Source organism: Clostridium bornimense, assembly GCF_018917145.1.
In the GTDB taxonomy this organism is placed as follows: domain Bacteria; phylum Bacillota; class Clostridia; order Clostridiales; family Clostridiaceae; genus Clostridium_AN; species Clostridium_AN bornimense_A.
In genome coordinates this window covers 1-23,679 of sequence record NZ_JAHLOD010000033.1, presented here as the reverse complement: position 1 = coordinate 23,679, position 23,679 = coordinate 1, and the positions used below count along the sequence as shown (strand labels likewise).

Sequence of the window (23,679 nt, the reverse complement as noted above, 5' to 3'; positions counted from 1 at the left end):
CACTTTAGCTATATTTTCTAACATTTCCTATAATAAAATCTTTTATACGTTTTATAGTTTTTCTTTTTACTAAAAGACCACCTTTTACATTATTGCTAAGCTCACTATGATTTATAAGACCACTATACTCATACTCAGCAATATTTTCTTTTACAAAGTCTTCTGTAACACCTACTTCATAAGAAAATTCCTTTATCTCATCTTTTCTTACGTTTTCCTCATATTCAGCAAAAGCATCATCAACATTATCATCAGGAGATAGAGTAGGTACCACCTTATCTAAGAAATTCTTGATTAAATCTACCTTTAATCTTAAATCTTCACTATCAGCTTTTTCTAACTCTCTCTTAATATGCTCAACATCTTTTGCTTTTTTATCTTCATCTTCAAAATCTATATTTCTAATTAGGTTCATAATATAAGTTACATTGATTTTATCAGTATGCATAAGCTCTATACCAAAATCTATATCTGAAAGTATAGAAGTCTTTTCATTTTCACTACTATTAACTTCATCATAAAGTAAAAAATATTTACTCTTAAAGTCTTGATACTTTTGTTCACTAATCCCTAATGTATCTTCTGTAAATTCAAAATCAACAAAAGTTTGTAAACTCACAAGAATCTTTGTAAGTTCTCTAAAAGCTAATATAAATCCCTTCTTTTCTTCCTCAGTTTCTAATGAATCAACATCTCCTGGTGTTAATGTTATTCCTAAAAGAGCCTTAAGCTTTTCTTTGAATTTCTTTAAATAATAATCATAACTTTCCATAAGAACAACATCGGTATTATCAGTATTTGAAAAAAGCTTTATAGCTTCATCAGTATTATTTTTTAAATTTCTATAGCAAACTATATTTCCATAAGGTTTTGTAGACTTTTCTATTCTATTTGTTCTTGAAAAGGCTTGTATCAAACCGTGGTATTTAAGGTTTTTATCTACATACAAAGTGTTTAAAGTTTTACTATCAAAACCAGTTAAAAACATATCTACTACTATTAATATATCAATTTGAGCAGTCTTTACTTTTCTTGATACATCTGAAAAATAATTAGAAAATGTATCTGTAGAGTAGTTTGTATCAAACATCTTATTATAATCAGCAATAATCCTTTCTAAGCTATCTCTAGAATGCTCGTCTCTTCCTTCTGAATCTTCATTTGCTCCATAAGTAAATATAGCAGCAATTTTTAAATTATGATCTATAGTTTTAAACATATCATAATATTTTACAAGCATAGGAACATCCTGTACTGTAAACATAGCAGTATACTTACCATTCTTCGTCTTAGCACCATGATTGTTAATAATATGATTTGCAATATCACTTATACGATGATCATCCATAAATACTTCTTTTGTATCAATGGCTTTTACCTTTGTATCATCATTTATATCATATTGCCCCCTAAAGGTACTAATATATTCAACAGAAAAACCTAAAACATTATTATCTTTTATAGCATCTTTTATAAGATAATAATGAAGACATTCCTCAAAAAGATCTGCTGTAGTACGTCCATCTTGACTTTTATTTTCCTTAAATCTTGGAGTACCAGTAAATCCAAAGTATTGAGCATTACTAAAGTGTTTTTCTATTGCCTTATGCATATCTCCAAATTGTGATCTATGACATTCATCTATTATAAAAACTACCTTCTCATCTCTATACTTGTCCATAACTTTAGAATACTTAGGATTTTTAATTGCATTTGCCATCTTTTGAATAGTAGTTACTATAAGTGGTTTTGTTATATCTTCAATTTGCTTTATTAATGTAGTAGTTTTATCTGTAATATCAACAGAATCTTTCTCAAACTTGTTAAATTCAGCTACAGTTTGGCTATCTAAGTCTTTTCTATCTATTAAGAAAAATACCTTCTTTATTTTCTTTTCCTTTGAAAGAATTTGGCTACATTTAAAAGAAGTAAGGGTTTTACCACTACCTGTAGTATGCCATATATATCCGTTGTTATTAGTCTCCGTTGCTCTATGTACTAGTGCTTCTACAGCATAAATTTGATAAGGCCTCATTACCATAAGAGTCTTATCAGTTTCATTTATAACCATATATCTAGCAATAACCTTTGCAATATGACATTTCTCTAAAAATGTAGCTGCAAAATCCTTTAAATTAGTTATTCTCTCATTTTTCTCATTAGTCCAGAAAAATGTTTGACTATATAGTAATTCCTTATCGGTATTAGCAAAATACTTTGTATCTATGCCATTACTTATAACAAATACCTGAATGTATCTATATAATCCATGATAAGAATGCTTTCTATAACGCTCTATCTGATTAAAAGCTTCCTTAAAATCTACACCCCGTCTTTTAAGTTCAATTTGCACTAATGGTAATCCATTAATAAGTAACGTTACATCATATCTATTAGTATATTTACCAACAACAGTAGTTTGAGTAGTTACCTGAAACTTATTTTTACACCAGCTCTTACTATCAAAGAACTCGATATAAACCTTAGAATCATCTTCTCTATCTAAAATGTACTTGTCCCTTAAAATCTTAGCACTTTCAAAAACACTTTTTCCTTCTATATATCTAAGAACTCTCTCAAATTCCTTGTCTGTTAACGGTACCCCGTCTAAATTACTTTCATTATGTAAATTTAGTTGCTTTCTAAAATTCTCTTTTAAATCATCTTCATTATTTATCTCAACTACATCATATCCTTGATTTTCAAACTGATAACATAGTTGTTTTTCTAATTCTGCTTCGCTTTGATAACTCATGTTTGTCCCCCTTATTCAATGAAAAGTGTACCACAACATGTATTTAATGTTGTGGTTTATATTGTCTTTTATTTTATATGCAATACAAATTTTAGATCCATTTCCGCCAATTCTTCTCTTTTAATTATTTTACAATAATTAGATATATCACCAATCTCCAAGAAATATGGTTCATCCTTATTAATTGCTTGATTACTTAAAACAACTCTAGATTCTCTTTGTCCTTTATAAGATTCATGTTTCCAAAATAAAGCATTTGCTGATTCATCTTTTATATCATTCATTCTTTCATAAAGATTAGAATTATTATAGTAATTAACAATACCTCCCATTAAACCTATGTTTCTACTTTTACATTCATTTTTCACCTTATCAATAAATTTTGCAGCGTCTTTTATCATTAATACATGGTTCCAATAATCTTCTTTAAAAACGTCTTTAAAAAAATCTTTAAGTTTAATGTTATAAATAATATTATCTTCATTTTCGCTAACTACTTGTCCTTCATTAATAACATCACTTAATTTTATAGATGAAAAACAGAAAATTGGTATTTGATTTACTTCTTTATCGGTGATTGTTGCTGATTTTGATTTACCCAATAAAATTACTTTTCCATCTTTTTTATATGTCCATTCACAATCTTCAAGAGAGCATTTACCATCAACTTTATCACCACGTTTTGTATCACCGTCATCTTCTTCACATTTATTAAAATACTCGGTATTTCTAAAGTACAAACTTCCTTTTTTCAATTTTTCTAAGTTTTCTTTTTCTCCAAATTTAAATATTAACATATAAGTATCTTTTATCTTTTCCATTGACATCGCTCCTTTTACAATTTTTTATACACCTTTATTTACTTCCTTAATTAAGTATTACCAGTGATAAATAAAATTGAGTAAAGAGTTCATATTGTAATTTATCATACAAGATGATAATATATTTTTAGGTATATTTAATAACAATAAATAGATATTGGCGTATCTATTTGAACAAACTTTACTCAAAGATAAGATTATTTTCTTATCTTTTTTTATTTACCCTAGACTTAAAAATATTTGCCTTTTAACTTTGCACCTCCTTATGATTATTTGTAGTAATATACCCTCACTACATTTACATTGTACCATATTGTTCCACAGAGTCAATAGTTTTTGTGTTATTTTTTTAAATAACATATAAAACTATTCTGTTATTTATTTATATTTCATTACATTTGTTATTTTTCAAAAACATATTTAAATCTAAACCTAGCTAAATTTTACTTTCATATTAAACATATATATAAACTTATCTACATAATTGAAAGTCACATATTAAATAAATAATATCAAATAGTATAATAATATAGATATATGTTAAAAATTAAACTGAAAAAAGGAATAAAAAATATCATTTTCTATTTATACTTTAGAAATAATGTGATATATATAATATATAAGGAGAGGGTATTATGTATGGAACTGTTAGAATGCAAGAAGTTACTATTGAAAACTTTAAAAATGTTAAAAATGGAATAGCTGCTTTTCAAAGCTATAATAAACATAGAAACAAATTAGATTTTGATGGAACAGATATAATGGGTATCTACGGACAAAATGGCTCAGGAAAAACAACATTAGTAGAAGGCTTAGATTTATTAAAATCTATACTTTCAGGAGAAAAAATTAATGAAAATATGAAAAATCTCCTAACATATAACTCTGAAACAACTTCATTTAAATATGTTTTTATTATAGATTTTTCAGGCAAAAAGTTTTTTATATATTATAATTTTCAATTAAAATACAACACTTCATCATTGAAAGTTGAAATTATTAAAGAGACCTTGAAGTATGCTGAAATAAGAAAAGATTCAAGATTAAATACCAAAACTATAATAGATTATGATATCGATAATGATAAAAATCAGATCTTTACACCTAAAAATATATATAAAAAAATTATTGATACAGATGAAGAAACTAATTTACTTGTTGCTAGAGAATTTTCAAAACGTGATTCAACTTCTTTTATATTTAGTGATGAAACAGAAAAGGTATTACAGATAAGTTTCAATGATGAAAATTTATATATGGATATAATTAAGTCATTAAAGCATTTTGCTAAAATAGATTTATTCGTTATAAAAAATGATTACTTAGGTCATATTAATCTAAATACCTTGATGCCTTTTAGTTTTATGCTTTCTGATAATAAATCATTAAAAAAAGGAACAGTGATTGTAGAGTTATTTAAGCCATCTACAATTACTAAAGAAACCTATAATGTTCTTGATAATGTAATAACTCAGATTAATATAGTATTACAGTCTATAATACCAGGATTAACTATTGAGATTAAAAATTTGAAAGAAGAATTAATGGAAGATGGTGAGATAGGTATTACAGTACAGTTATTATCAATAAGAGATAATGTAAATATACCTTTAAAATTTGAATCTGATGGAATAAAAAAGATAATTTCTATATTAAGTGCCCTTATAGCTATGTATAACAATGAAAAGGTATGCCTTGTAGTTGATGAACTTGATGCAGGAATATTTGAATTCCTATTAGGTGAATTATTAGATATACTAAAAAGTAATGCTAAAGGTCAATTAATATTTACATCTCATAATCTTCGTCCTTTAGAGGTATTAGATAAGAATGATGTTATTTTTACAACAACCAATCCTGAAAATAGATATATAAGATTAAAAAATGTTAAAAACTCTAATAACTTACGTGATTTCTATTTAAGAGGAATTTTCTTAGGGGGCCAAGATGAGCCTATTTATGAAAAAACAAAGAGTTATAATATAAAACGTGCCTTTAGAAAGGCAGGTAATATTTATGAAAAATAGGAATGTTATAGTTTTTATAGTTGAAGGTATAACAGATAAGGACTCCCTTTATGGAATATTATCCGAATTATATGAAGATAAGAATATAGTATTTTCAATAGTTGGTGGTGATATTACTACAGATAAATCCACATCTGTTAAAAATATAGATTCTAAAGTAGTTAGTTATATAAAAAAAGCCATGGAAAGAGATAAATTTAACAAATCTGATATTACTAGAATTGTCCACTTAATTGATACTGATGGAGCTTATATACCAGATGAAAAGATAATATATAATGATATAGATAAACCATATTATAGTGAAAAAAACATTGAGACACGAAATATTGAATATATGAAAACTAGAAACCAGCAAAAAAGAAATATGTATAATCCATATATAAAAATTATATCCTTTAATAGTATAATGGGTGGTTATTACCTAAAGTATGATTTAATAATTTGTAGATGTTTATCATTTTTATTATCTTAATATATAATTAGTTATTTATAAACTTATTATATTTATTTTTAATATATTGAAATACTTTATCTAGAAATGTATCTATTTCTAATTTATGAACAATCCATCTAAAGAAAAATGATAATAAAATACCAATTCCAAAGTAATAAAAAATAACTATAATAAAATTGAATATTTGTGAATCAATCATCAATGTTCATCCCTTTCAAAATTTATTTTCATAATTATAATAAATATCTATACTTGCATCTCTTAAAACAAACTTTTTTGCTAAACAATATATATAATTGATAAGTGTTATAACTACATATAATATCCATGCTATAGCTGATGGAAGATAAAATACAAAAGCACCAAAGGTAGCACAGCTAATAGAAAATATGATAAATATTGATGGTAATATAATAAGAAATTTTTTAGAAATTACTTTGAAAAATATAAAAGAAACTACATTAAAAATCATGGCAACAAACATACATTTACCTATATGTATACCAACTGGATCAAAAGATTGAGTAATTAATATTACAAGTATTACTGCTAGAGGTACAATATAGCCTAGTATATTTAAAGTTAATTTCATATTATTTTCCTTTCAAATTAATTATTTCCAATTTTAATATATCATATATAATATAATAAATACAATAATAAAAGGCATTGGAACCACTCGCTCCAATGCCTTTACCCTTCCCCCTGAAACTTCTCCCTAAGCTCCATAAGTATTCTATTCTTCCTTCTCAATGCTTTCTGATAAGATATCTGATGCTTCTTTGCATACTTCCTTACAGATGTTTTATTAAAGTAGATTTCTTTAATAAGTTCTTTATCTTCATAGGTTAAATTACTTAAAACTTTGCTTAACTGTTTATTAGTAAGTTTATTTAAATATGTATCTTCTAAAGTAGTTTCATCCTGTATGTTATCTATAATAGTCATTGTTTTTTCTTCATCTATGGTGTTATTTAAGGAAAGGTTATTATGCTTAACATTAGATCTTATAGTATAGTTAATAGCATTCTTAATTGCTCTGTAGGCATAGGAACAAAATGTATTTGAGTTTACATTATATTTGTTTATGGCAACTATAAGAGCAGAATAACCTACTTGTATTAAATCATTAGTATCAAAGCCACTTATGTTAACGTTTTTTACTGCATTAAAAATAAAAGGCTCAAAGTGTTTTACAAGCTCCATTGTGGACAGCTTGTTTCCTTTCTTTGAATCTCCCACTAAGTTTTCGATTTCTTTATAAGATAGCATATTATCACCTCATAATCATCTATTAGTAATAAATATGCAAAATGTATGTTTTATTATTGGTAAATAAAGGATTTGATGTATATATTATAACTGAAATTTTAGATTTTGAGGAGGAATATTTATGGAGAAACAAAGTTTTATAAACCTTGTTAAAGATGGTGCCATTGATGGCCATAGAAATCATGGAATATTAGCATCTGTAACGATAGCCCAAGCAATCCTGGAAAGTGGATGGGGTAGTTCCACATTATCAGTAAAAGCTAAAAATTTATTTGGTATAAAAGCCTTTGATGACTGGACCGGTGCTTATACTACAATGGATACTACAGAATACTACAATGGCATGAGGCAAACTGTAACTGCTAGATTTAGAGCTTATGATAGTTTTAATGATTCAATAGAGGATCATACTAAGTTATTGCTTACAGAAAGATATAAATCTGTTAGAGAAGCAAGTAATTATAGAGATGCTTGTTATGCCTTAAAGAATTGTGGCTATGCTACTGATCCTAGTTATCCGCATCTACTTATTACACTTATAGAGCAAAATAACTTAACTCAATATGATGATAATAAAACAAACACAACACCAGCTACATCTACCACTGATACTACATACACAGTAAAGTCAGGAGATACCTTAAGCGGTATCGCTGCTATGTATGGCACCACATATCAGCACCTAGCTAATATCAATGGCATTAGCAATCCTAACTTGATATATATAGGTCAAGTAATTAAAATAGCTTAAATACAAAAAAGCCACTAACATCGTTCGTTAGTGGCTTTTTTAGTAAGGTGATAAAAACAATTGTTTTTAAAGGAGTTTATCTATAATAATATCCACAATATAATTTTATATTCAATATACCATATTTTATTTTGCTAAGATTTGAATCCATTTTTCAGGAAATCCTATTAACTCTAAATCAATATATCTTTCATAGTTATTAATTAATTGTTGTAGACTTGTAAAAAATTTATTCCAAATACTCTCGTCTAAAACTAAGTATTTCATTGCTAGGATATTAGAAAAAATTCTATTCTTTGATAGGTTAAAGCACTGATCATCTTTCTTTATTTTTATATTTGGAAATGTATTATTGTAGATCCTTCCATAATGAGCACATTGCTTTCTTATAATTGTTAACGCTTGTAGCCATTGTGTAACAAGCTTAGGATTTACATTGCATAAGTTATTTTTTATATAACCCTTATCTTTTGGCAATAAATTTGCATATAATTTAGAAATCATTCCAAAAGACATTATTTCTGTAGCCACCCATATAGGCAATTTACCATCATATTTTTCATTATGATGCTTTATAAATAAATTATTAGAATTATTACGTTTCTCTTTTTCCAAATTTGATATAAATCCCTTGTGATAAACTTCATTTATAAAATTATTTTTATCTAAATACCCTAATGCTCCATAATTCATAGCTAATGTATATGCTATGTATGTCCCAAATGATATTTCTATACTTGCTAAAATATCTATTATCAATGATCTTAGTTCCATATCAAACTTATATATATTATAAATTAAGTCAAAGGTTGTCCCATTTTTATATTTATTATTACCTTCTTTAAATGTTATTAGATATGCTGTAAATCTATAATAATTAATATTACTAAGTATAAATTTTGCTTCATCCTCATTCTCTATTATTAACCCACGACCTTTGAGTATTTCAATTTATTCATTAAAGGTCTTAGGTTCTTTAATATTTTTCATTGTAACCCTCCATACAAATAAACCCCACTAAGTATTTAACTTAGTGGGGTAACTTTCGTCTCACCCATTTGAGCATTGTTAAGAGGCTTGGTGAGTTCCTTAAAAACGTCTGTCTCGTACATTTGAGCATATTCAATTGAACATAGGCTTTACGAGTTCTGTACTATTATATTATTCCTTAATTTGTATGGTGTATACATTAATTACAGTCTAAATTTACTTATTTTTTAACTTTATATTACGTATACGTTAAAATACTCTTAAATTCTTTAAAATACTTCATATTTAAAAATTCTATATTCATTTCTTATTGATTAATAATTTTTTATGTAAAATAACTCCATATCCTTCAGATACATTATCCATATATCATTTATATGAAAACTTTTTAAAGTATGTAACTGCATTAGATGTCAATATAACACTAAATAAAAATTATAAAAAAAGTTAGGAGAATTTCGCACATTAAAGGTTAAATAATTCTTTCTCATTTTCTATTAGATCTTCTACTAAATATTTATAGTCCAAATACTGAATGTAATTGTAAATATTATATCATAGTACAACTATTACACTATATCATAATGATTATCAAGATTAAATTTCTTGGTATCCACATAGAATTTAATGGCAAAGAAAAAAAAGCACCCATCAAACCACAATTAATGCTTTTTCTCCTAAATTCAAATAAATTTTATCCAATAGCCCTAAAATAAATGCTCTAGAACTTTATTTATATTATATCAAATTTTTATATAACAGGCACTTTTTATATTATCATTTACGATAATAGCCTTAGTATCTATAGTACATGGAAAGAAATTTTCAACTAGATTAGATAAAAAAGATGATTCACTTCAAGCTGAAATATCAGTTACTGAAGATAATGATATTAAAAGAAAAAAGTAGCCACAACCCGCAAAGTTTAGCTACTTAGTTCTTTAACAAATTATAAACAAATAGGTCAATGTCAATACTTGACCTTAATCCTTACTAATATTATAACATACTTTACAATGAAATATACAGCATTAATAAGAAAGTAATATAGCTATACAAAGCCATATTACTTTTTTATATTTTTAAAGTTCAAATTTTTACATATACTTATGGAAATCTAATTTAAAATATTACGTCACGTAATTGTGATATAATCATTACATAGTTTGATATAAGTTAATATTATATCCATATTAGGAGTGATACACTTTGGAAAAACATCTATTAGATTTTATAAAAGATAAAGTTCATAAAAATTCAGATCTTTGTGACTTTTATAATACATGGCTTTGTTTTAAAATAGTGTTGAAATTAGCATAACATAATAGGATGTCCATTTGGACATCCTATTTGAATCGCAATAGATTAATATTGTTCACTTTATTATATTATAGCATTAACTTAATTTACACATTTCATTTAAAGTATTTTTGTTATTTCTTTAATACACATTTTCCCCATCGTAGTCGTACAAAGACAAAGTCATTCTTACAAGTATATTTATCTCTAGCTTAATTGGTTTTGGAAGTATTTATTTATCCTATTTTAATGTCTTTAGCATCATTTGTAGTTATTTACTTTATTGTTGCAATAAACACATACAATAAAATCATTTCTAATTACTTATCAAATATAAAAGAGGCTATCACATGAACAATTTTCAATTGGTATGCGACATCCTCTTTCATTTATGCATTGTTTATATAGATACCTAGAATCACTCTAGATTATATATGACTGGTATTTAACATAATCCTCTTTACTACATTCTATACTAAATAAAGTTCCTTCATTAGTATATTCAGTTTCTAGAACAGTTGAACTATCAATTATATAAGATGTCATTTTACCATCTTTATAAGGAACCATAACCTTACATTTTATATAATCCATAAATATATTTTTACATATAGATTCCAATAATTCTTCTATACCTATATATTTTTTAGCTGAAACCAGCATCCCTTCTATATTGAATGTATCTAATTCCATTAAATCAACTTTATTATATACATAAATCACAGGAATATTATCCGCCCCTATTTGATTTAATGTTTCATTTGTTACATTTATATGATTTTCATAATTAGGATTAGATATATCAATCACATGAAGTAATAAGTCCGCATCACAAACTTCTTCTAGAGTAGACCTAAAAGCTTTTACTAAACTATGAGGTAAATCCCCAACAAATCCCACTGTATCTGATAATAAAAAAGATTTATTATTATCTAATTTTATATTTCTAACATAAGTTTCTAAAGTTGCAAATAGCATATTTTTTTCAAATACTTTTTTATCTTCATCATTTATAAACTTCTCTACTAAAGCATTCATAACAGATGACTTACCAGCATTTGTATATCCTACTAAAGCTACATTAGGAATATTAGATTTTTTCCTTTTACTTTTTTGTACTTCTCTTTGATTTTTTAATACTTCAAGCTCTTTATTTAAATTAGCAATTTTATCTTCTATTCTTCTACGGTCTAATTCTAATTTTGTTTCTCCTGCGCCTCTGTTTTTAGTCCCTACTCCACCACTTTGACGACCTAAATCTTCATTTGAACCAACTAATCTTGGTAATTCATATTGGAGCTTCGCAACCTCTACTTGTAATTTAGATTCTCTTGTTTTTGCTCTATTTGCAAAGATATCTAATATTAACGCAGTTCTATCTATGACATTACAATTTATTTCTTCTTCAATATTTTTAACTTGTGACGCTGATAATTCATTATTAAATATAACTATATCTGCATTGAATTCCTACAATTATTCCTTTTTTTATCATCTTCATAATCTCCTGTAATTTTATATTTAAATATTAACTTTAAATATCACGGGATTATGACTCTTTATTAAATTAAGATAATAGCCACAACCCGTGACTTATCCTCTTAATCTTATTGACGCTATTCCACCATTCATAATCATTTTAACACCTCCTAATTTAAATCTACTATTACTAATCTATCTTTTGTTTATATCTAAATAACTGTATCCAATCATTATAAGAAACTTCACTAATATTATTAAGATTTATACCTAGGTATTTAATTACTGCATGAATTTGATTTTTTGTAAATACATCTCTTAAGTTATTAATAGACTTAGATATAAAACTTGTATATTCATTCCATTCATCTTTAGATATATCATATTTATATTTTCTTTTAAAATATACTAAGACGCAATCTACACTAGGCATGGGATGGAAGTCTTCTCTATTAAAATAGTGCACTATCTTAATATCAAATTTAGTTTTTAAAAGTAATGATAATTTACTCTCTCTAGGTATTCCCATAAATCTTTTTGCGGAACCTTTCTCCATAACTAGCCACATATCAGTTGGTGAATTTAACTCTTCTAATAATAATTTCTTAATAATCTTTGTTGTTATATAAAAAGGAATATTAGAAAATACCTTATATTCTCTTTTTTTAGGTAATTTCCAATTTAAAAAATCTTTATTAATAAGAGTAACATTATTTTTACTTTTAAATTTATTTATTAAATTTCCATATAAACTTCTATCTAGTTCTATAGCTGTAACCCAATAACTTTTTTCACATAAAGCTTCTGTTATATGACCTTTTCCTGGTCCAATTTCAATAACAAAATCATTTTTGGATATATTTGTTTTTTTTATTAATTTATATATAGTATTTTTACTAGTAATAAAATTTTGCGATACACTAATATCAACTTTTCCTCTATAATTATTACTTTTAGCTTTCATTCATAATCTCCTTAATTCACTATTTTTACTCTTTAAATAGCACGGAGTTATGACATTATATTAAATTTGTTTAACGATAGCCACAACTCGTGCGCTATCTTCTTAATCTTATTGACGCTATTCCACCATTCATAATCATTTTATTTCCTCCTATTTTTCATATAATAAGCTTTGGCTATGTTAGCTAACTTTGTGATTATATTATAATAAAAATAACCATACATTAGTATTTTCAATAATTTGAATTATAAAGTGTGGTTATTTATCTAATTTTGTATAATTATTCACAATATATTAATTTTGTAATTTAATTAATTCTCAACTATAGTAATATACTTTATATCATATATCTAAGTTAATGCTAAATTATGTATTGTTTATATTGAACATACTCTTTTTCACTACATTCAATATTGAGTATTACTCCATCCTCTATATATTCAGAGTCTAAGATAGTTGCATTCTCCATTATATTAGATATCATCTTTCCTTCTGAATATGGAATTTTTAACTTAAATCTTATATAATCTTCAAATACTTTTTCACAAATAGATTCTATTAATCTATCTATTCCTATATCTCTTTTAGCTGAAATTAATATTTTATTATTATCTAATTTATCTAAATCAATTAAATCAATCTTATTATATACATAAATCATAGGAATATTATCAGCTCCTATTTGGCTTAATGTTTCATTAGTAACATCTATCTGATTTTTATAATTAGGATTAGATATATCTATAATATGAACTAATAAGTCTGCATCGCAAACCTCTTCCAGTGTCGATCTAAAAGCTTTAACTAAGTTATGAGGCAAATCGCCTACAAATCCAACTGTATCATACAGTAAAAAAGATTTGTTATTATGCAGTTTAATATTTCTAACATAAGTCTCCAATGTTGCAAATAGCATGTTTTTTTCAAATACTTTTTTATCTTCTTTATTGATAAAATTTTCAACTAATACATTCATAACTGATGATTTACCTGCATTAGTATATCCTACTAGTGCTACATTAGGTATGTTGGATTTTTTTCTTTTATTTTTTTGAGTATTTCTTTGATACTTCAGTATTTCTAATTCCTTGTTTAAACTAGCTATTCTATCTTCTATACGTCTACGGTCTAGTTCTAACTTAGTTTCTCCTGCTCCCCTATTTTTAGTACCAACTCCACCACTTTGACGACCTAGGTTTTCATTTGCACCAATTAACCTTGGAAGTTCATACTGAAGTCTTGCAACCTCTACTTGCAACTTAGCTTCTCTTGTTTTTGCTCTATTTGCAAATATATCTAGTATTAAAGCTGTCCTATCTATGACATTACATTTTACTTCTTCTTCAATATTTTTTATCTGTGATGCAGATAGTTCGTTATTAAATACTATTATTTCAGCGTTCGTTTTTTCGATTAAATCTTGTAATTCTTCAATTTTACCACTACCCATATAGAATGTTGGATTTATCTTCTTTAAATTTTGCTCCACTTTTCCAACTACTTCCATATCACAGGCTATACATAAATTCTTAAGTTCTATTATAGATTCCTCAAAATTATTTTTGTTATTTATATTAATTCCTACAATTATTACTCTTTTTCTCATTTTCATAATCTCCTATAATTTTATATTTAAACTTTAATATTTAAATATCACGGGATTATGACTTTTAATTATATTAAGATAATAGCCACAATCCGTGACTTACCCTCTTAATCTTATTGAATGTATACATCCACGTATATTCATCTTATTACCTCCTAACCTTTATCTACTTTACTTTGCCGACTATAATTTTTAAATCAACCGTTATTTTTTCTATATCACATTTATTTAATTCATTTATTTGTTCTTTGCTCAAACCAGATGTTAATGGTGTCATTTTTATAAAATCTTCTAAATTATATATATTTGTTTTATAAGTGATTCTTTTATCATAGATGATTTCCAAGTTATCTTTAAATAAATTTATAACATTTTTATTAGAATAAGTATCTTTTTTTATTTTACCTTTTATTTCAGACCTTATCTCTTTTAAATAGTGTTCATCTGGAATTACTTTTATTACAACTCCACCTTTGTTTAAAACTCTAGTAAATTCACTATAATTCGATGGTGAAAGTATATCTATTATTATATCTAATTTATCATTTTTAAATGGTAGATTTGATAAGTCTGATACACTCCATAGTATGCTATTTTCGTATCTTGTAGCAAGTGAAATTCCTTCTCTTGATATATCTATTCCAAACAATTTACACCTACTATTTATTTTTTCATCTGAATATAGTTGATTTAAATAATATCCTTCTCCGCAACCAACATCTAGTACAAAATTAACATTCTTTTTTGACGTATATTTATCCACTATATCTATTATCTCTTTAGAAAGCTCGTCATATATACCATATTCATATATTTTACTTCTAGATTCAAATAATTTTTTATCATATATTGTCTTCGCATTATTCTTTACTAAATTAACATATCCTTTTTTAGATATATTAAAGCAATGGTTATTTTCACATAATACACTACTTTCTTTTATATATTTTATAGATTTTTTACACACTGGACATCTAAGTATTGATATATTTTCATTAAGTAATTCTCTTAAAACTTCAATCTTTTTTAATTTTCTCATTGTTCATAACCTTCCTATTTCTATTATTCATATAAAATAGCACGAAGTTATGACATTTTATTAAATTTGTTTAACGATAGCCACAACTCGTGCGCTATCCTCTTAATCTGATATATGCAAGCATTATAGCTACCTCCTTATTTTAGTTAATAAAAAATCCACTTTAGTATACCAGTGGATATATCTTAAATATAGTTATATAATATTATATTTAGGAGTTGTATCTATTATTTTTAATTTATTAATCATTCTATATAAATTTTTCATAACTACAACTCCTTTCATATTTTAATGTATTTAATGATACCATAAACTATATTTACTGTAAAGCACTCCGATTCACTTCTAGCAAAATCACAATATACTTTATAGATAAAATAAAAAATAGGAGCTATGCTCCTATCCTTTTGCTTCGCAATATATAACGATTACGAATTATTCCTTTATTTAATTATATATGAAACATAGAAATTGTTAAACAATATTTACCATAAGATTCAATTTGCTTTTCTGTAGCTTTCGGCAATAGCAGGACCTACAAAGCCTTACTTAAAAGCTCTGCTATTGCGGTAAGGGTCAGAAAAGCTTCCTTGGATGTTTCTATTTGATTTGTCTTAAAAGGAATACCCCTAGCTTCAGCAAATGAAATAAGAAACAGCCCTATTATAGACCTGCAGAGATGAATTTCTGATACAGTTTGGACAAGTTGCTTGTAGATGAATTTACTTGTGATTTGATAGAGAGCTTTAAGAATATCTTGTCCAAACTTTCCTTTTAGATATGTATTTGTAATACAGTACATAGTAATACAAATGTAATACTAAAATGTTTTCACATAAAAGGAAATTTATGGTAAAGAGAGAATATTTAAAGTATAGATTTAGATTAAAAAGTAGGTGGGGAGTATGTATACTGTAGAAGAAGTAGCCACAGAATTAGGGGTTAGTAAAGTAACTATTTATTCAAAACTTAAAAAATTTCAAGATGAAGTGGTTGTAAAGCAAGGGAAAAAGTATGTTACAGAGAAGTTATTTAACTTAATTAAGGAAGACTTAAATGTTAAAAGAAATGAAAATTTAGAAGATATTAAAGTAAGTATTAATGGTTCAATTGCTGATGATAATGATGATTTAAGTAATTTAAGTGAATTAAATCAAAGTTTAATTAATACTGTTATAGATCAAATTAAAGAAAAGGATCTACAGTTAAAGAATAAAGATGAGCAAATAAAGGTTAAGGATGATCAAATAAAAAATCTTCAAAAGCTTATTGAAAATAGCCAGATACTTTTAAAGCAGGAGCAAGATAAGGAAATAAAAAAGCTTTCTATGGAAACTCACTTTGAGGAAGTTGATAAAAAGCTCTTAGAGCTTAAAGAAAAACTAGAAGAACGTAGGAAAATTGATATTGAGATAAAAGAAAAAGATAAAGAAAAGTTTTGGAGTAGAATATTTAAAGGGAAAAAGGAAATAATTAATTAAGGTTTTTCATAAAAATTCTTAATATGATAAAGGTTCATTAAATGAACCTTTATTTTATTCATTAAACAATAAAAAAATACACCCATTTGAGGGTGTTCTTGATATGAACATTATTATTTATAATATTGTAATCAAGGTATAAGTACTAAATTATGGTGTTTACAACTCTAAAATAATTATCATAGAAAGCTATTTACAGAGTTTTCTTCACACACTCATATCAAAGATCAATACCTTAAGAAAACTAATCTATACTATAACACAAATTAATCACTTAAGATTTCAAAAATTTCCCAAAGGGAATTTCATCTTTACCTGTACCTTGTGACCTGATACCTGTGCTCTGACATTCTATTTTACTAAAAAAACTGCCGCACTCTGATCTACCTCATTTGTGCGACAGCTCCTTAGTCTCTAAATCCAAAAAGTCCTCTATAAATTGTTTTTTGAAAAGATGTAGTTTCCTCTGTTCCGTTTATCTTTGCTGTTAATTTTATATTTAACTTATCATTATTTTTTACATTTCCATTAACATAACGTTTATACATATTAACTGATGCTGAACCTGTTGCAGTTTCCACTTTCCCATTACATTCAAATTCAATAGAATATTGAACATCTTGTGGAGCAATGACACAATAATTATAATTAAACTCCCAAAATCCATTAGCATACCCATCTAACATTATAGGATTTGCTTGTCCATCTTTTGATCTTAATACTGATAGTGTACCATCATTATTTTTTACTATCCTTGGATAAGATACTTGTTCTACATTAACTGTAGGAGTCTCCACCTTATTTTCAACAGTAGTATCTTTATTTTCATTATTGGTAGAACCATTGCTAACTTCTGCAGTACCCTCTTCATCATTTGCAACTTCTTCATCTACTTCTTCATCGCTTTCTGTATCTTCAGAATTCTCTTCATCCTCTATATCTTCTTCATCTTCTCCCTGGTCTTCTATATCTTCATAATCCTCTTCATAATCCTCTTCATCATCTTCTATATAATCATCATCTTCATCTTCTTGTAAAGAATCTTTTTTAACTTTCTTAATTGATTCTTTATCAGATACATCATCTCCATCTTTAACAATAGACTGTATTTTACCAATTAATAAATCTTCATATTTATCACTGATAAATCCAGTTGTCGTATAGATTATAACGATCATAACAGATATTATTGATATTATTTTTAAAACCACTAGCCCTTTTTTATCATTCATATCAAAACTCTCATCCTTTAACTTTACTGCTAATCATCACAACGATCTTTAATGCACTTTATATTATACTTTATTTTTCCTATTTTATCAAATTAAGTCGAATCTTGTTTGTATAAAATTATTATTAATGTAAAATCTAATAAATCTATTTTTTATGTCAGCTTCTTTGCCAAAGAGAATATATAGAGAGTGAAAGGAGTGATGAACATGGTATCAACAGTTCAAACAAATAAAAGTATTCAATTATCTTTTTTAACAACTGATGAAAATGGTAAGGATTCTACTACAAAGGTTACTTTACCAAATCTTAAGCTTAATGCCAATATCGATGATGTTTCTGAAATCGTCAATGCCTATGCCGAACTTAAATTAGGTACTCTTTCTAAAGCATCAATAATCGATGAAAGCTTATTAGTTAAATAAGCGCTGCGGTAAATCTTATAAAAATTAAAAAAGGGGGTATTTCTAATGAAGTCATTAGTAATGAAATTTATCACAGAAACTGGTTCTAAGGTTTCAATAACTATACCTAAAGTAAAGGATGATCTTGATGATACTAAAGTAAAAGCCTTTATGGAACTAGTTAAGGAAAAAGGAGTTTTTACATTTAAGGGTGGAGATATTATTTCCCTTGATAGTGCTCAAATAGTTGAAACAAAGACATTTGAAATAGAATTGTAAAAAACGGTAGGAGCTGTTACACAAAAGTGTAGCAGCTTTTTTCTTGTGTAAAAGGGTGTTCGTAATACAAGTTATATATACTTGTTTGTATGCTTTTTACATCTAATTACATTAGTATTAACATCTATTATAGTTAAATAATGATATATTGAAATATACGTTTCAATAATTAAATACATCGTATGTTACTCTTCAACATAAATTTAGCCTTAAATACTTTTGCAAATTTAAATAATTTAAATACATCATATGTTACTCTTCAACACATTTCCGTTTATTCCATTAACTCTACCGCTAGAATTTAAATACATCATATGTTACTCTTCAACTGGTAAAGTTAAAGAAGTAAAAGAAGACATTAGATATTTAAATACATCATATGTTACTCTTCAACTCTTTCAATAAACTCACTCACTTTTTAATCATAATCATTTAAATACATCATATGTTACTCTTCAACGTGTGAGTTAATCTCACTGTGAGGGGTTCAAAATATATTTAAATACATCATATGTTACTCTTCAACGAACATGGACTAAGCTACATGACGTAACAGAAGGTTTATTTAAATACATCATATGTTACTCTTCAACCTCAGTATTCAAGGGATTCTAAAAAAACACTATATGCTTTTATCCCTTGATATACCTATCTTTATATAAAATTTTACCAGATACCTTTAATAATTTCTACCTCTAAAAAAAACTTCTCCTACACCCTTGAAAATACTGCATTCGTAAGTAATCACCTTAAATTTCACCTGGTAAAATTACAGTATACTTTCTTATATAAAATACTTTTAATTCTTACTAAAAAACTATATCAACATATCCTTAACGTCAAATGTCAATATAGCTTTCTTCTATCTAAATTTTCTAATGAGCCAATTTAATCAAATGAATAGCATCTCTATTTACTATAGCTTTCATTTTTATAAGTATGTCAAATAATATCGCTGCATCAAAATTATCTGCTCCCCCTACTAGGTAAGCTGAGTCTATTATAACTTGTCCTCTTTTTAATTTATATGTAAAGTTTTCTGTAACACAATTTAGTTGTGATAATACATCATACATAATGTATCGCTTGTCCATATTAACTCCTGTTACAAAATCCATACCACTTACAACAACTATATCGTTATTACCATCAAAAATAACTACATTTCTCATATCTATGCCATTATCTAAATCTTGATGAAATATCGCCCTTTGTAAGTTATGATCTTCCTCCTTAACTTCAATGCCTTCTATACCTCTTCTTTTTGCTTCTTCTAAAAATGATTCTGCATTTTTACATAACATAGTACCTATATCCCCCTTAGTTCATTACTTTCATAAATATCTCATAATCACTCTTTATACGATCTTGCATTTCCGCAATGATTCTAATAAGCATATTGATATTAAAGTTATCTAAAATTCTTATCAAATAATAACCTTCAATGATTATCTCATCATCTCTAGTAACATACTTGTAGTTTATTCCTGTATCATTAGCTATATTCATAGCTTCCAATACAAAAGGTTTTCTTTCTTCTTTTATACCTCCTGGAAGGAATTTTGCTCCTTGTATTAATATTTTGTAATCCTCTTCATCAAATACAATAGTAAAAAAGACTTTTTTCTCCTCATCGATCTTAGATATAAATCCCACAATTGTTAATTTTTCCTCTTCCTTAACTCTTATCTCAAATCCTCTGCTCTTTAAGAACTCAATAAATTCTTTTGCACATTCCTTCATTAGATAATCCCCCTGTATTTCATTAGATTTTCCCTAACTAAATTATATTCTATTGCATAGTAATTTTCAATTATAGGAAATTTGTCCAACTTAAATAAAAATATTGGAGATTGTCATAATAATTTTTACCTATCATTATGATAATCTCCAATATAAAATTTCTATCTATTATCTAAAAAAGCTACAGCATTTAATGCTGCTACTTGCCCTTCCCCGGCAGCTTTCATATACTGATATGGTTTTCCAGTTATATCTCCTGCTGCATATAGCCCCTTTATATTAGTTTCCAACTTTCTATTAACTTTAATATACTGATTATCCATCTCTAACCCTGGTACAAGTTGCCCTGGCGCAATACTATCCTTTAATAAAAACACTCCATCAGTATCTATCTCACCATCATCTAAAATTAGCTTCTTTACCTTCCTGTCCCCTTCTATTGCTCTAGGCTTTGATTTTATTACATTAATATTATCTTTTAAATTTAACTCACCTTTTATCATTGGTACAAAATTTACTTCACTAACAATTTCACTTATGAAATTTGTCTCCTCTACAGCTTCTTTATTGTATCCAATAACAGTTACTTTCTTACCCCTATAAAGTGGTGCATCACAAGTGGCACAATATCCAACTCCACGTCCTAAGTATTCTAACTCCCCTTTTAATGGCGCTGTAAATTCTACTCCCGTAGCTAATATAACAGTAGAAGCCTCATAAATCTTATCATTTGCCATTAAGTTAAAGTATGTTCCCATAGCATATATATTATTTATTCTCTCCTCTGTTATTTCAATATTCATATCATCAATATGATTTAAAAAAGTATCCTTTAACTCCTCACCAGTAACTTTAGGAAGCCCTAAATAATTATTAATTTTAGGAGCCTTCATTACCTTATTACTTAAATTTCTTGTGCCAAACAATATAATGTTTTTATTTCTTATTTTTGCATTTATAGCAGCTGATAATCCTGCTGGACCTGTACCTACTATTGCTATATCATACCTATTACTCATATATTCATATCCCTACATAAAATCTTTTACTTACAATGTTCTTCTAACTTTTCTATTAATGATTCCTTTGGATGAAATCCACCTATTTCTTCAACAACTTCTCCATCTTTAAAAATTATTAAATGTGGTATAGTAGTGATGTCGTATCTATCTGCTAATTCTGATGCTTCATCTACATCTATCTTAAATATCTTCGCTTTTCCTTCCATATCTTCTGCTATATCATCTAAAATAGGCGCTAACATTCTACATGGATTACACCACTCTGCAAAGAAATCTACTAAAACTACTCCATCATTTTCTAAAACTTCATTATCAAATTCTTTTCCACTTAATACTACAGCCATAATACACTTCCTCCTACAACTAATCTATTTCTAATTCTCCTGGATATCCATCTGTACCATATAATACATCTACTACATTATATCCAGCATCTCTAAGTATTCTACAAGTTAAATCACTTCTTCTCCCAGAGTGGCAAATTATATAATACTTCTCACTATCCTCTAAATATTCCTCTGGGTCTTGAATAAGATCATTCATAGGTATATTTTTGGCACCTCTCACATGACCTTCATAATACTCATCTTCTTCTCTTATATCAATAAGATTTATCTTATCTAACACTTTATCTAATTCATCTGCCCTTATAGTCATCTCATCACTTATAATACTACTCATATATGCCAACCCTCCTCATTTATCTATCTATAAATATATATTAACCATGACATCATTATAATATATCATTTACAACATTTTTTGAAGTTGAATATTTGTATATCTAATGTAAATATACAATAACTCTATAGAAATTTTCAAAATATTTAGATATTTTAATAAATATATTTGACTTATGATTTTAATAGGTATATAATAATTCTTGTAAAGCAATTCATATAACATCGCGGGGTGGAGCAGTTGGCAGCTCGTCGGGCTCATAACCCGAAGGTCGTAGGTTCAAGTCCTACCCCCGCAACCATAAAATAAGGAGTTATCGTATTAACAAATTAACCTTTGTTAGCGATAACTCCTTTGTTTTTGTACTGCAACTTACTCTATCGGTATTTCTATAATCTCATCTATATATGCCTCTTCTGAAAACTCCTCAGATTGATCCTCACCATCCACATCACTATGATTCATTGACTTTACTTTAAATACATAAGATATATATGTATCTTCCTTATCATCACAAACCTTTATTGAATTTCCCTTAGCATTTACAAATTCCGTTCTTCCAAGAAAGCTTATATCACCACACCTACCTATAGCATTTACTGCAATTACAATGCAAGAATTCTCCTCTGCCCTATTTTTCATATTAAAATTCCACTGATTAGAATATAATTTCTCCCATGCTGAGGCTACAATAAGAAAATCAACATCCTCCTCCTTGTAACTCTTCGATGGCATAGAAAAAATCACGTCCCACCCTAATAATAATCCTAACTTTCCAAATTCCGTTTTTATAGCCCTACAACTACTACCAGGATAAAAAATTTTCTTTTCATTATGCAATAAATTCATCTTTCTATAATTGCCTTGCACTGTACCATCCTTTTCAATATAAATAAGGGAATTATAAATTCTATCTTTATAATAAATATCTCTTTCTGGATAACCTAATATTAACGATACCCCTTCTTCCTTTGCAATATCACAAATTTCCCTTATAGCATCTCCCTCTATTGTCTCCGCTATATCTTTCATATCACTAAAATAGCTATAGCCACTAAGGGCTAATTCAGGAAATATTATAAGTCTCGTATCACTTTCCTCCATCATAATCTTTTTAATAAAACCCTTTATCTTAAGTACATTTTTTCTTACACTTCCAAGCACTGACTTGTATTGTACTGCTGCTATTCTTACTTTTCCCATACAAAGTTACCTCTCAAATAATTTTTTAATACTAAAACAAAAAAAGCTGTCACACATTGATCTGACTCCTGTCAAGTAGACAATCAAAATAAATAAAAGATATATGATGATGCGACTACGTTGTTAGTCGCATTTATCATGATGCTCTTTTTTTCTTTGCTTCTAATTCTGCTTTA

At 26.9% G+C, this 23,679-nt stretch carries 23 protein-coding genes, 1 tRNA gene and 1 CRISPR repeat array; of the genes, 7 read left to right on the top strand and 17 right to left on the bottom strand.

Annotation, left to right across the window (positions count from 1 at the left end; translation table 11 throughout):
* Window positions 1-4: 4 nt before the first annotated feature.
* Together KQI30_RS11600 and KQI30_RS11595 are read right to left on the bottom strand one after the other, a co-directional pair.
* Entirely contained in the window at window positions 5-2,755 is a 2,751-nt protein-coding gene (locus KQI30_RS11600; protein ID WP_216463498.1) for a type I restriction endonuclease subunit R, read from the bottom strand.
* A gap of 68 nt (window positions 2,756-2,823) precedes the next feature.
* Complete coding sequence (locus KQI30_RS11595) at window positions 2,824-3,576, bottom strand: hypothetical protein (RefSeq protein ID WP_216463497.1); 753 nt, start codon at window positions 3,574-3,576, stop codon at window positions 2,824-2,826.
* Between the two features lie 635 nt (window positions 3,577-4,211).
* Between KQI30_RS11595 and KQI30_RS11590 the strand changes: the two genes are divergently transcribed.
* The gene (locus KQI30_RS11590; RefSeq protein ID WP_216463495.1) at window positions 4,212-5,603 is read left to right on the top strand and encodes an AAA family ATPase; all 1,392 of its coding nucleotides are present in this window, start codon (window positions 4,212-4,214) and stop codon (window positions 5,601-5,603) included.
* Entirely contained in the window at window positions 5,593-6,078 is a 486-nt protein-coding gene (locus tag KQI30_RS11585; protein WP_216463493.1) for a hypothetical protein, read from the top strand. The genes KQI30_RS11590 and KQI30_RS11585 overlap by 11 nt, the downstream gene beginning before the upstream one ends.
* A gap of 7 nt (window positions 6,079-6,085) precedes the next feature.
* Here the strand turns inward: KQI30_RS11585 and KQI30_RS11580 are convergent, their stop codons facing one another.
* The 3 genes from KQI30_RS11580 to KQI30_RS11570 all read right to left on the bottom strand — a co-directional run bounded on the left by KQI30_RS11580 (window position 6,086) and on the right by KQI30_RS11570 (window position 7,332).
* The gene (locus tag KQI30_RS11580) at window positions 6,086-6,259 is read right to left on the bottom strand and encodes a hypothetical protein (RefSeq protein ID WP_216463491.1); all 174 of its coding nucleotides are present in this window, start codon (window positions 6,257-6,259) and stop codon (window positions 6,086-6,088) included.
* Between the two features lie 15 nt (window positions 6,260-6,274).
* Window positions 6,275-6,652 carry a hypothetical protein gene (locus KQI30_RS11575; protein WP_216463490.1) on the bottom strand — a complete coding sequence of 126 codons (378 nt, stop codon included), beginning with the start codon at window positions 6,650-6,652 and terminating at the stop codon, window positions 6,275-6,277.
* Window positions 6,653-6,753: 101 nt separating this feature from the next.
* Window positions 6,754-7,332: a sigma-70 family RNA polymerase sigma factor gene (locus KQI30_RS11570; RefSeq protein ID WP_216463488.1), complete on the bottom strand. Its 579-nt coding sequence runs from the start codon at window positions 7,330-7,332 to the stop codon at window positions 6,754-6,756.
* Between the two features lie 121 nt (window positions 7,333-7,453).
* Here KQI30_RS11570 and KQI30_RS11565 point away from each other — a divergent pair, with 121 nt between their 5' ends.
* Window positions 7,454-8,083, top strand: a complete 630-nt coding sequence (locus KQI30_RS11565) for a glucosaminidase domain-containing protein (protein ID WP_216463487.1) — start codon at window positions 7,454-7,456, stop codon at window positions 8,081-8,083.
* Between the two features lie 126 nt (window positions 8,084-8,209).
* Here the strand turns inward: KQI30_RS11565 and KQI30_RS11560 are convergent, their stop codons facing one another.
* The 5 genes from KQI30_RS11560 to KQI30_RS11540 all read right to left on the bottom strand — a co-directional run bounded on the left by KQI30_RS11560 (window position 8,210) and on the right by KQI30_RS11540 (window position 15,460).
* Window positions 8,210-8,965 carry an Abi family protein gene (locus KQI30_RS11560; protein WP_367397851.1) on the bottom strand — a complete coding sequence of 252 codons (756 nt, stop codon included), beginning with the start codon at window positions 8,963-8,965 and terminating at the stop codon, window positions 8,210-8,212.
* A 1,830-nt stretch (window positions 8,966-10,795) separates the two neighbouring features.
* Window positions 10,796-11,827, bottom strand: coding sequence for a GTPase HflX (gene hflX, locus KQI30_RS11555; RefSeq protein WP_349737215.1), 1,032 nt, complete (start codon window positions 11,825-11,827; stop codon window positions 10,796-10,798).
* Between the two features lie 214 nt (window positions 11,828-12,041).
* Complete coding sequence (locus KQI30_RS11550; RefSeq protein ID WP_007286427.1) at window positions 12,042-12,815, bottom strand: 23S rRNA (adenine(2058)-N(6))-methyltransferase Erm(Q); 774 nt, start codon at window positions 12,813-12,815, stop codon at window positions 12,042-12,044.
* Between the two features lie 361 nt (window positions 12,816-13,176).
* On the bottom strand, window positions 13,177-14,421 hold the full coding sequence (gene hflX, locus KQI30_RS11545; protein ID WP_168574636.1) for a GTPase HflX: 1,245 nt from the start codon (window positions 14,419-14,421) through the stop codon (window positions 13,177-13,179).
* Between the two features lie 166 nt (window positions 14,422-14,587).
* Window positions 14,588-15,460 carry a methyltransferase domain-containing protein gene (locus KQI30_RS11540; RefSeq protein WP_216463485.1) on the bottom strand — a complete coding sequence of 291 codons (873 nt, stop codon included), beginning with the start codon at window positions 15,458-15,460 and terminating at the stop codon, window positions 14,588-14,590.
* Between the two features lie 905 nt (window positions 15,461-16,365).
* Here KQI30_RS11540 and KQI30_RS11535 point away from each other — a divergent pair.
* Window positions 16,366-16,941: a hypothetical protein gene (locus tag KQI30_RS11535; protein WP_216463483.1), complete on the top strand. Its 576-nt coding sequence runs from the start codon at window positions 16,366-16,368 to the stop codon at window positions 16,939-16,941.
* A gap of 407 nt (window positions 16,942-17,348) precedes the next feature.
* On the opposite strand, the gene KQI30_RS11530 is transcribed toward KQI30_RS11535, so the two are convergent.
* On the bottom strand, window positions 17,349-18,173 hold the full coding sequence (locus KQI30_RS11530) for a hypothetical protein (RefSeq protein WP_216463482.1): 825 nt from the start codon (window positions 18,171-18,173) through the stop codon (window positions 17,349-17,351).
* A 207-nt stretch (window positions 18,174-18,380) separates the two neighbouring features.
* Here KQI30_RS11530 and KQI30_RS11525 point away from each other — a divergent pair, with 207 nt between their 5' ends.
* Together KQI30_RS11525 and KQI30_RS11520 are read left to right on the top strand one after the other, a co-directional pair.
* Entirely contained in the window at window positions 18,381-18,596 is a 216-nt protein-coding gene (locus tag KQI30_RS11525) for a hypothetical protein (RefSeq protein ID WP_216463477.1), read from the top strand.
* A gap of 45 nt (window positions 18,597-18,641) precedes the next feature.
* Window positions 18,642-18,854: a DUF2922 domain-containing protein gene (locus tag KQI30_RS11520; RefSeq protein ID WP_216463470.1), complete on the top strand. Its 213-nt coding sequence runs from the start codon at window positions 18,642-18,644 to the stop codon at window positions 18,852-18,854.
* A 167-nt stretch (window positions 18,855-19,021) separates the two neighbouring features.
* Window positions 19,022-19,447: direct repeats of the CRISPR family, unit length 30 nt; unit sequence ATTTAAATACATCATATGTTACTCTTCAAC.
* A 282-nt stretch (window positions 19,448-19,729) separates the two neighbouring features.
* On the opposite strand, the gene KQI30_RS11515 is transcribed toward KQI30_RS11520, so the two are convergent.
* From KQI30_RS11515 to KQI30_RS11495, 5 genes are all read right to left on the bottom strand, one after another.
* Window positions 19,730-20,158 (bottom strand): hypothetical protein, encoded by a 429-nt coding sequence (locus KQI30_RS11515; RefSeq protein WP_216463468.1) that lies wholly within the window; start codon window positions 20,156-20,158, stop codon window positions 19,730-19,732.
* A 16-nt stretch (window positions 20,159-20,174) separates the two neighbouring features.
* On the bottom strand, window positions 20,175-20,597 hold the full coding sequence (locus KQI30_RS11510) for a hypothetical protein (protein WP_216463467.1): 423 nt from the start codon (window positions 20,595-20,597) through the stop codon (window positions 20,175-20,177).
* Between the two features lie 161 nt (window positions 20,598-20,758).
* Entirely contained in the window at window positions 20,759-21,616 is an 858-nt protein-coding gene (locus KQI30_RS11505) for an NAD(P)/FAD-dependent oxidoreductase (RefSeq protein WP_216463466.1), read from the bottom strand.
* Window positions 21,617-21,642: 26 nt separating this feature from the next.
* On the bottom strand, window positions 21,643-21,963 hold the full coding sequence (gene trxA, locus KQI30_RS11500) for a thioredoxin (protein ID WP_216463465.1): 321 nt from the start codon (window positions 21,961-21,963) through the stop codon (window positions 21,643-21,645).
* Window positions 21,964-21,982: 19 nt separating this feature from the next.
* Complete coding sequence (locus KQI30_RS11495; RefSeq protein ID WP_216463464.1) at window positions 21,983-22,300, bottom strand: rhodanese-like domain-containing protein; 318 nt, start codon at window positions 22,298-22,300, stop codon at window positions 21,983-21,985.
* Window positions 22,301-22,525: 225 nt separating this feature from the next.
* Here KQI30_RS11495 and KQI30_RS11490 point away from each other — a divergent pair.
* Window positions 22,526-22,601: transfer RNA gene (locus KQI30_RS11490), tRNA-Met, on the top strand.
* Between the two features lie 71 nt (window positions 22,602-22,672).
* Here KQI30_RS11490 and KQI30_RS11485 read toward each other — a convergent pair.
* Entirely contained in the window at window positions 22,673-23,503 is an 831-nt protein-coding gene (locus KQI30_RS11485; RefSeq protein ID WP_216463463.1) for a carbon-nitrogen hydrolase family protein, read from the bottom strand.
* Window positions 23,504-23,679: the final 176 nt, after the last annotated feature.

Excerpts from the sequence above, each read along its gene's own strand:
- KQI30_RS11600 (WP_216463498.1), bottom strand. The coding sequence starts at position 2,755 with ATGAGTTATCAAAGCGAAGCAGAATTAGAAAAACAACTATGTTATCAG.
- KQI30_RS11595 (WP_216463497.1), bottom strand. The coding sequence starts at position 3,576 with ATGGAAAAGATAAAAGATACTTATATGTTAATATTTAAATTTGGAGAA.
- KQI30_RS11590 (WP_216463495.1), top strand. The coding sequence starts at position 4,212 with ATGTATGGAACTGTTAGAATGCAAGAAGTTACTATTGAAAACTTTAAA.
- KQI30_RS11585 (WP_216463493.1), top strand. The coding sequence starts at position 5,593 with ATGAAAAATAGGAATGTTATAGTTTTTATAGTTGAAGGTATAACAGAT.
- KQI30_RS11580 (WP_216463491.1), bottom strand. The coding sequence starts at position 6,259 with ATGATTGATTCACAAATATTCAATTTTATTATAGTTATTTTTTATTAC.
- KQI30_RS11575 (WP_216463490.1), bottom strand. The coding sequence starts at position 6,652 with ATGAAATTAACTTTAAATATACTAGGCTATATTGTACCTCTAGCAGTA.
- KQI30_RS11570 (WP_216463488.1), bottom strand. The coding sequence starts at position 7,332 with ATGCTATCTTATAAAGAAATCGAAAACTTAGTGGGAGATTCAAAGAAA.
- KQI30_RS11565 (WP_216463487.1), top strand. The coding sequence starts at position 7,454 with ATGGAGAAACAAAGTTTTATAAACCTTGTTAAAGATGGTGCCATTGAT.
- KQI30_RS11550 (WP_007286427.1), bottom strand. The coding sequence starts at position 12,815 with ATGAAAGCTAAAAGTAATAATTATAGAGGAAAAGTTGATATTAGTGTA.
- hflX (WP_168574636.1), bottom strand. The coding sequence starts at position 14,421 with ATGAGAAAAAGAGTAATAATTGTAGGAATTAATATAAATAACAAAAAT.
- KQI30_RS11540 (WP_216463485.1), bottom strand. The coding sequence starts at position 15,460 with ATGAGAAAATTAAAAAAGATTGAAGTTTTAAGAGAATTACTTAATGAA.
- KQI30_RS11535 (WP_216463483.1), top strand. The coding sequence starts at position 16,366 with ATGTATACTGTAGAAGAAGTAGCCACAGAATTAGGGGTTAGTAAAGTA.
- KQI30_RS11530 (WP_216463482.1), bottom strand. The coding sequence starts at position 18,173 with ATGAATGATAAAAAAGGGCTAGTGGTTTTAAAAATAATATCAATAATA.
- KQI30_RS11525 (WP_216463477.1), top strand. The coding sequence starts at position 18,381 with ATGGTATCAACAGTTCAAACAAATAAAAGTATTCAATTATCTTTTTTA.
- KQI30_RS11520 (WP_216463470.1), top strand. The coding sequence starts at position 18,642 with ATGAAGTCATTAGTAATGAAATTTATCACAGAAACTGGTTCTAAGGTT.
- KQI30_RS11515 (WP_216463468.1), bottom strand. The coding sequence starts at position 20,158 with ATGTTATGTAAAAATGCAGAATCATTTTTAGAAGAAGCAAAAAGAAGA.
- KQI30_RS11510 (WP_216463467.1), bottom strand. The coding sequence starts at position 20,597 with ATGAAGGAATGTGCAAAAGAATTTATTGAGTTCTTAAAGAGCAGAGGA.
- KQI30_RS11505 (WP_216463466.1), bottom strand. The coding sequence starts at position 21,616 with ATGAGTAATAGGTATGATATAGCAATAGTAGGTACAGGTCCAGCAGGA.
- trxA (WP_216463465.1), bottom strand. The coding sequence starts at position 21,963 with ATGGCTGTAGTATTAAGTGGAAAAGAATTTGATAATGAAGTTTTAGAA.
- KQI30_RS11495 (WP_216463464.1), bottom strand. The coding sequence starts at position 22,300 with ATGAGTAGTATTATAAGTGATGAGATGACTATAAGGGCAGATGAATTA.
- KQI30_RS11485 (WP_216463463.1), bottom strand. The coding sequence starts at position 23,503 with ATGGGAAAAGTAAGAATAGCAGCAGTACAATACAAGTCAGTGCTTGGA.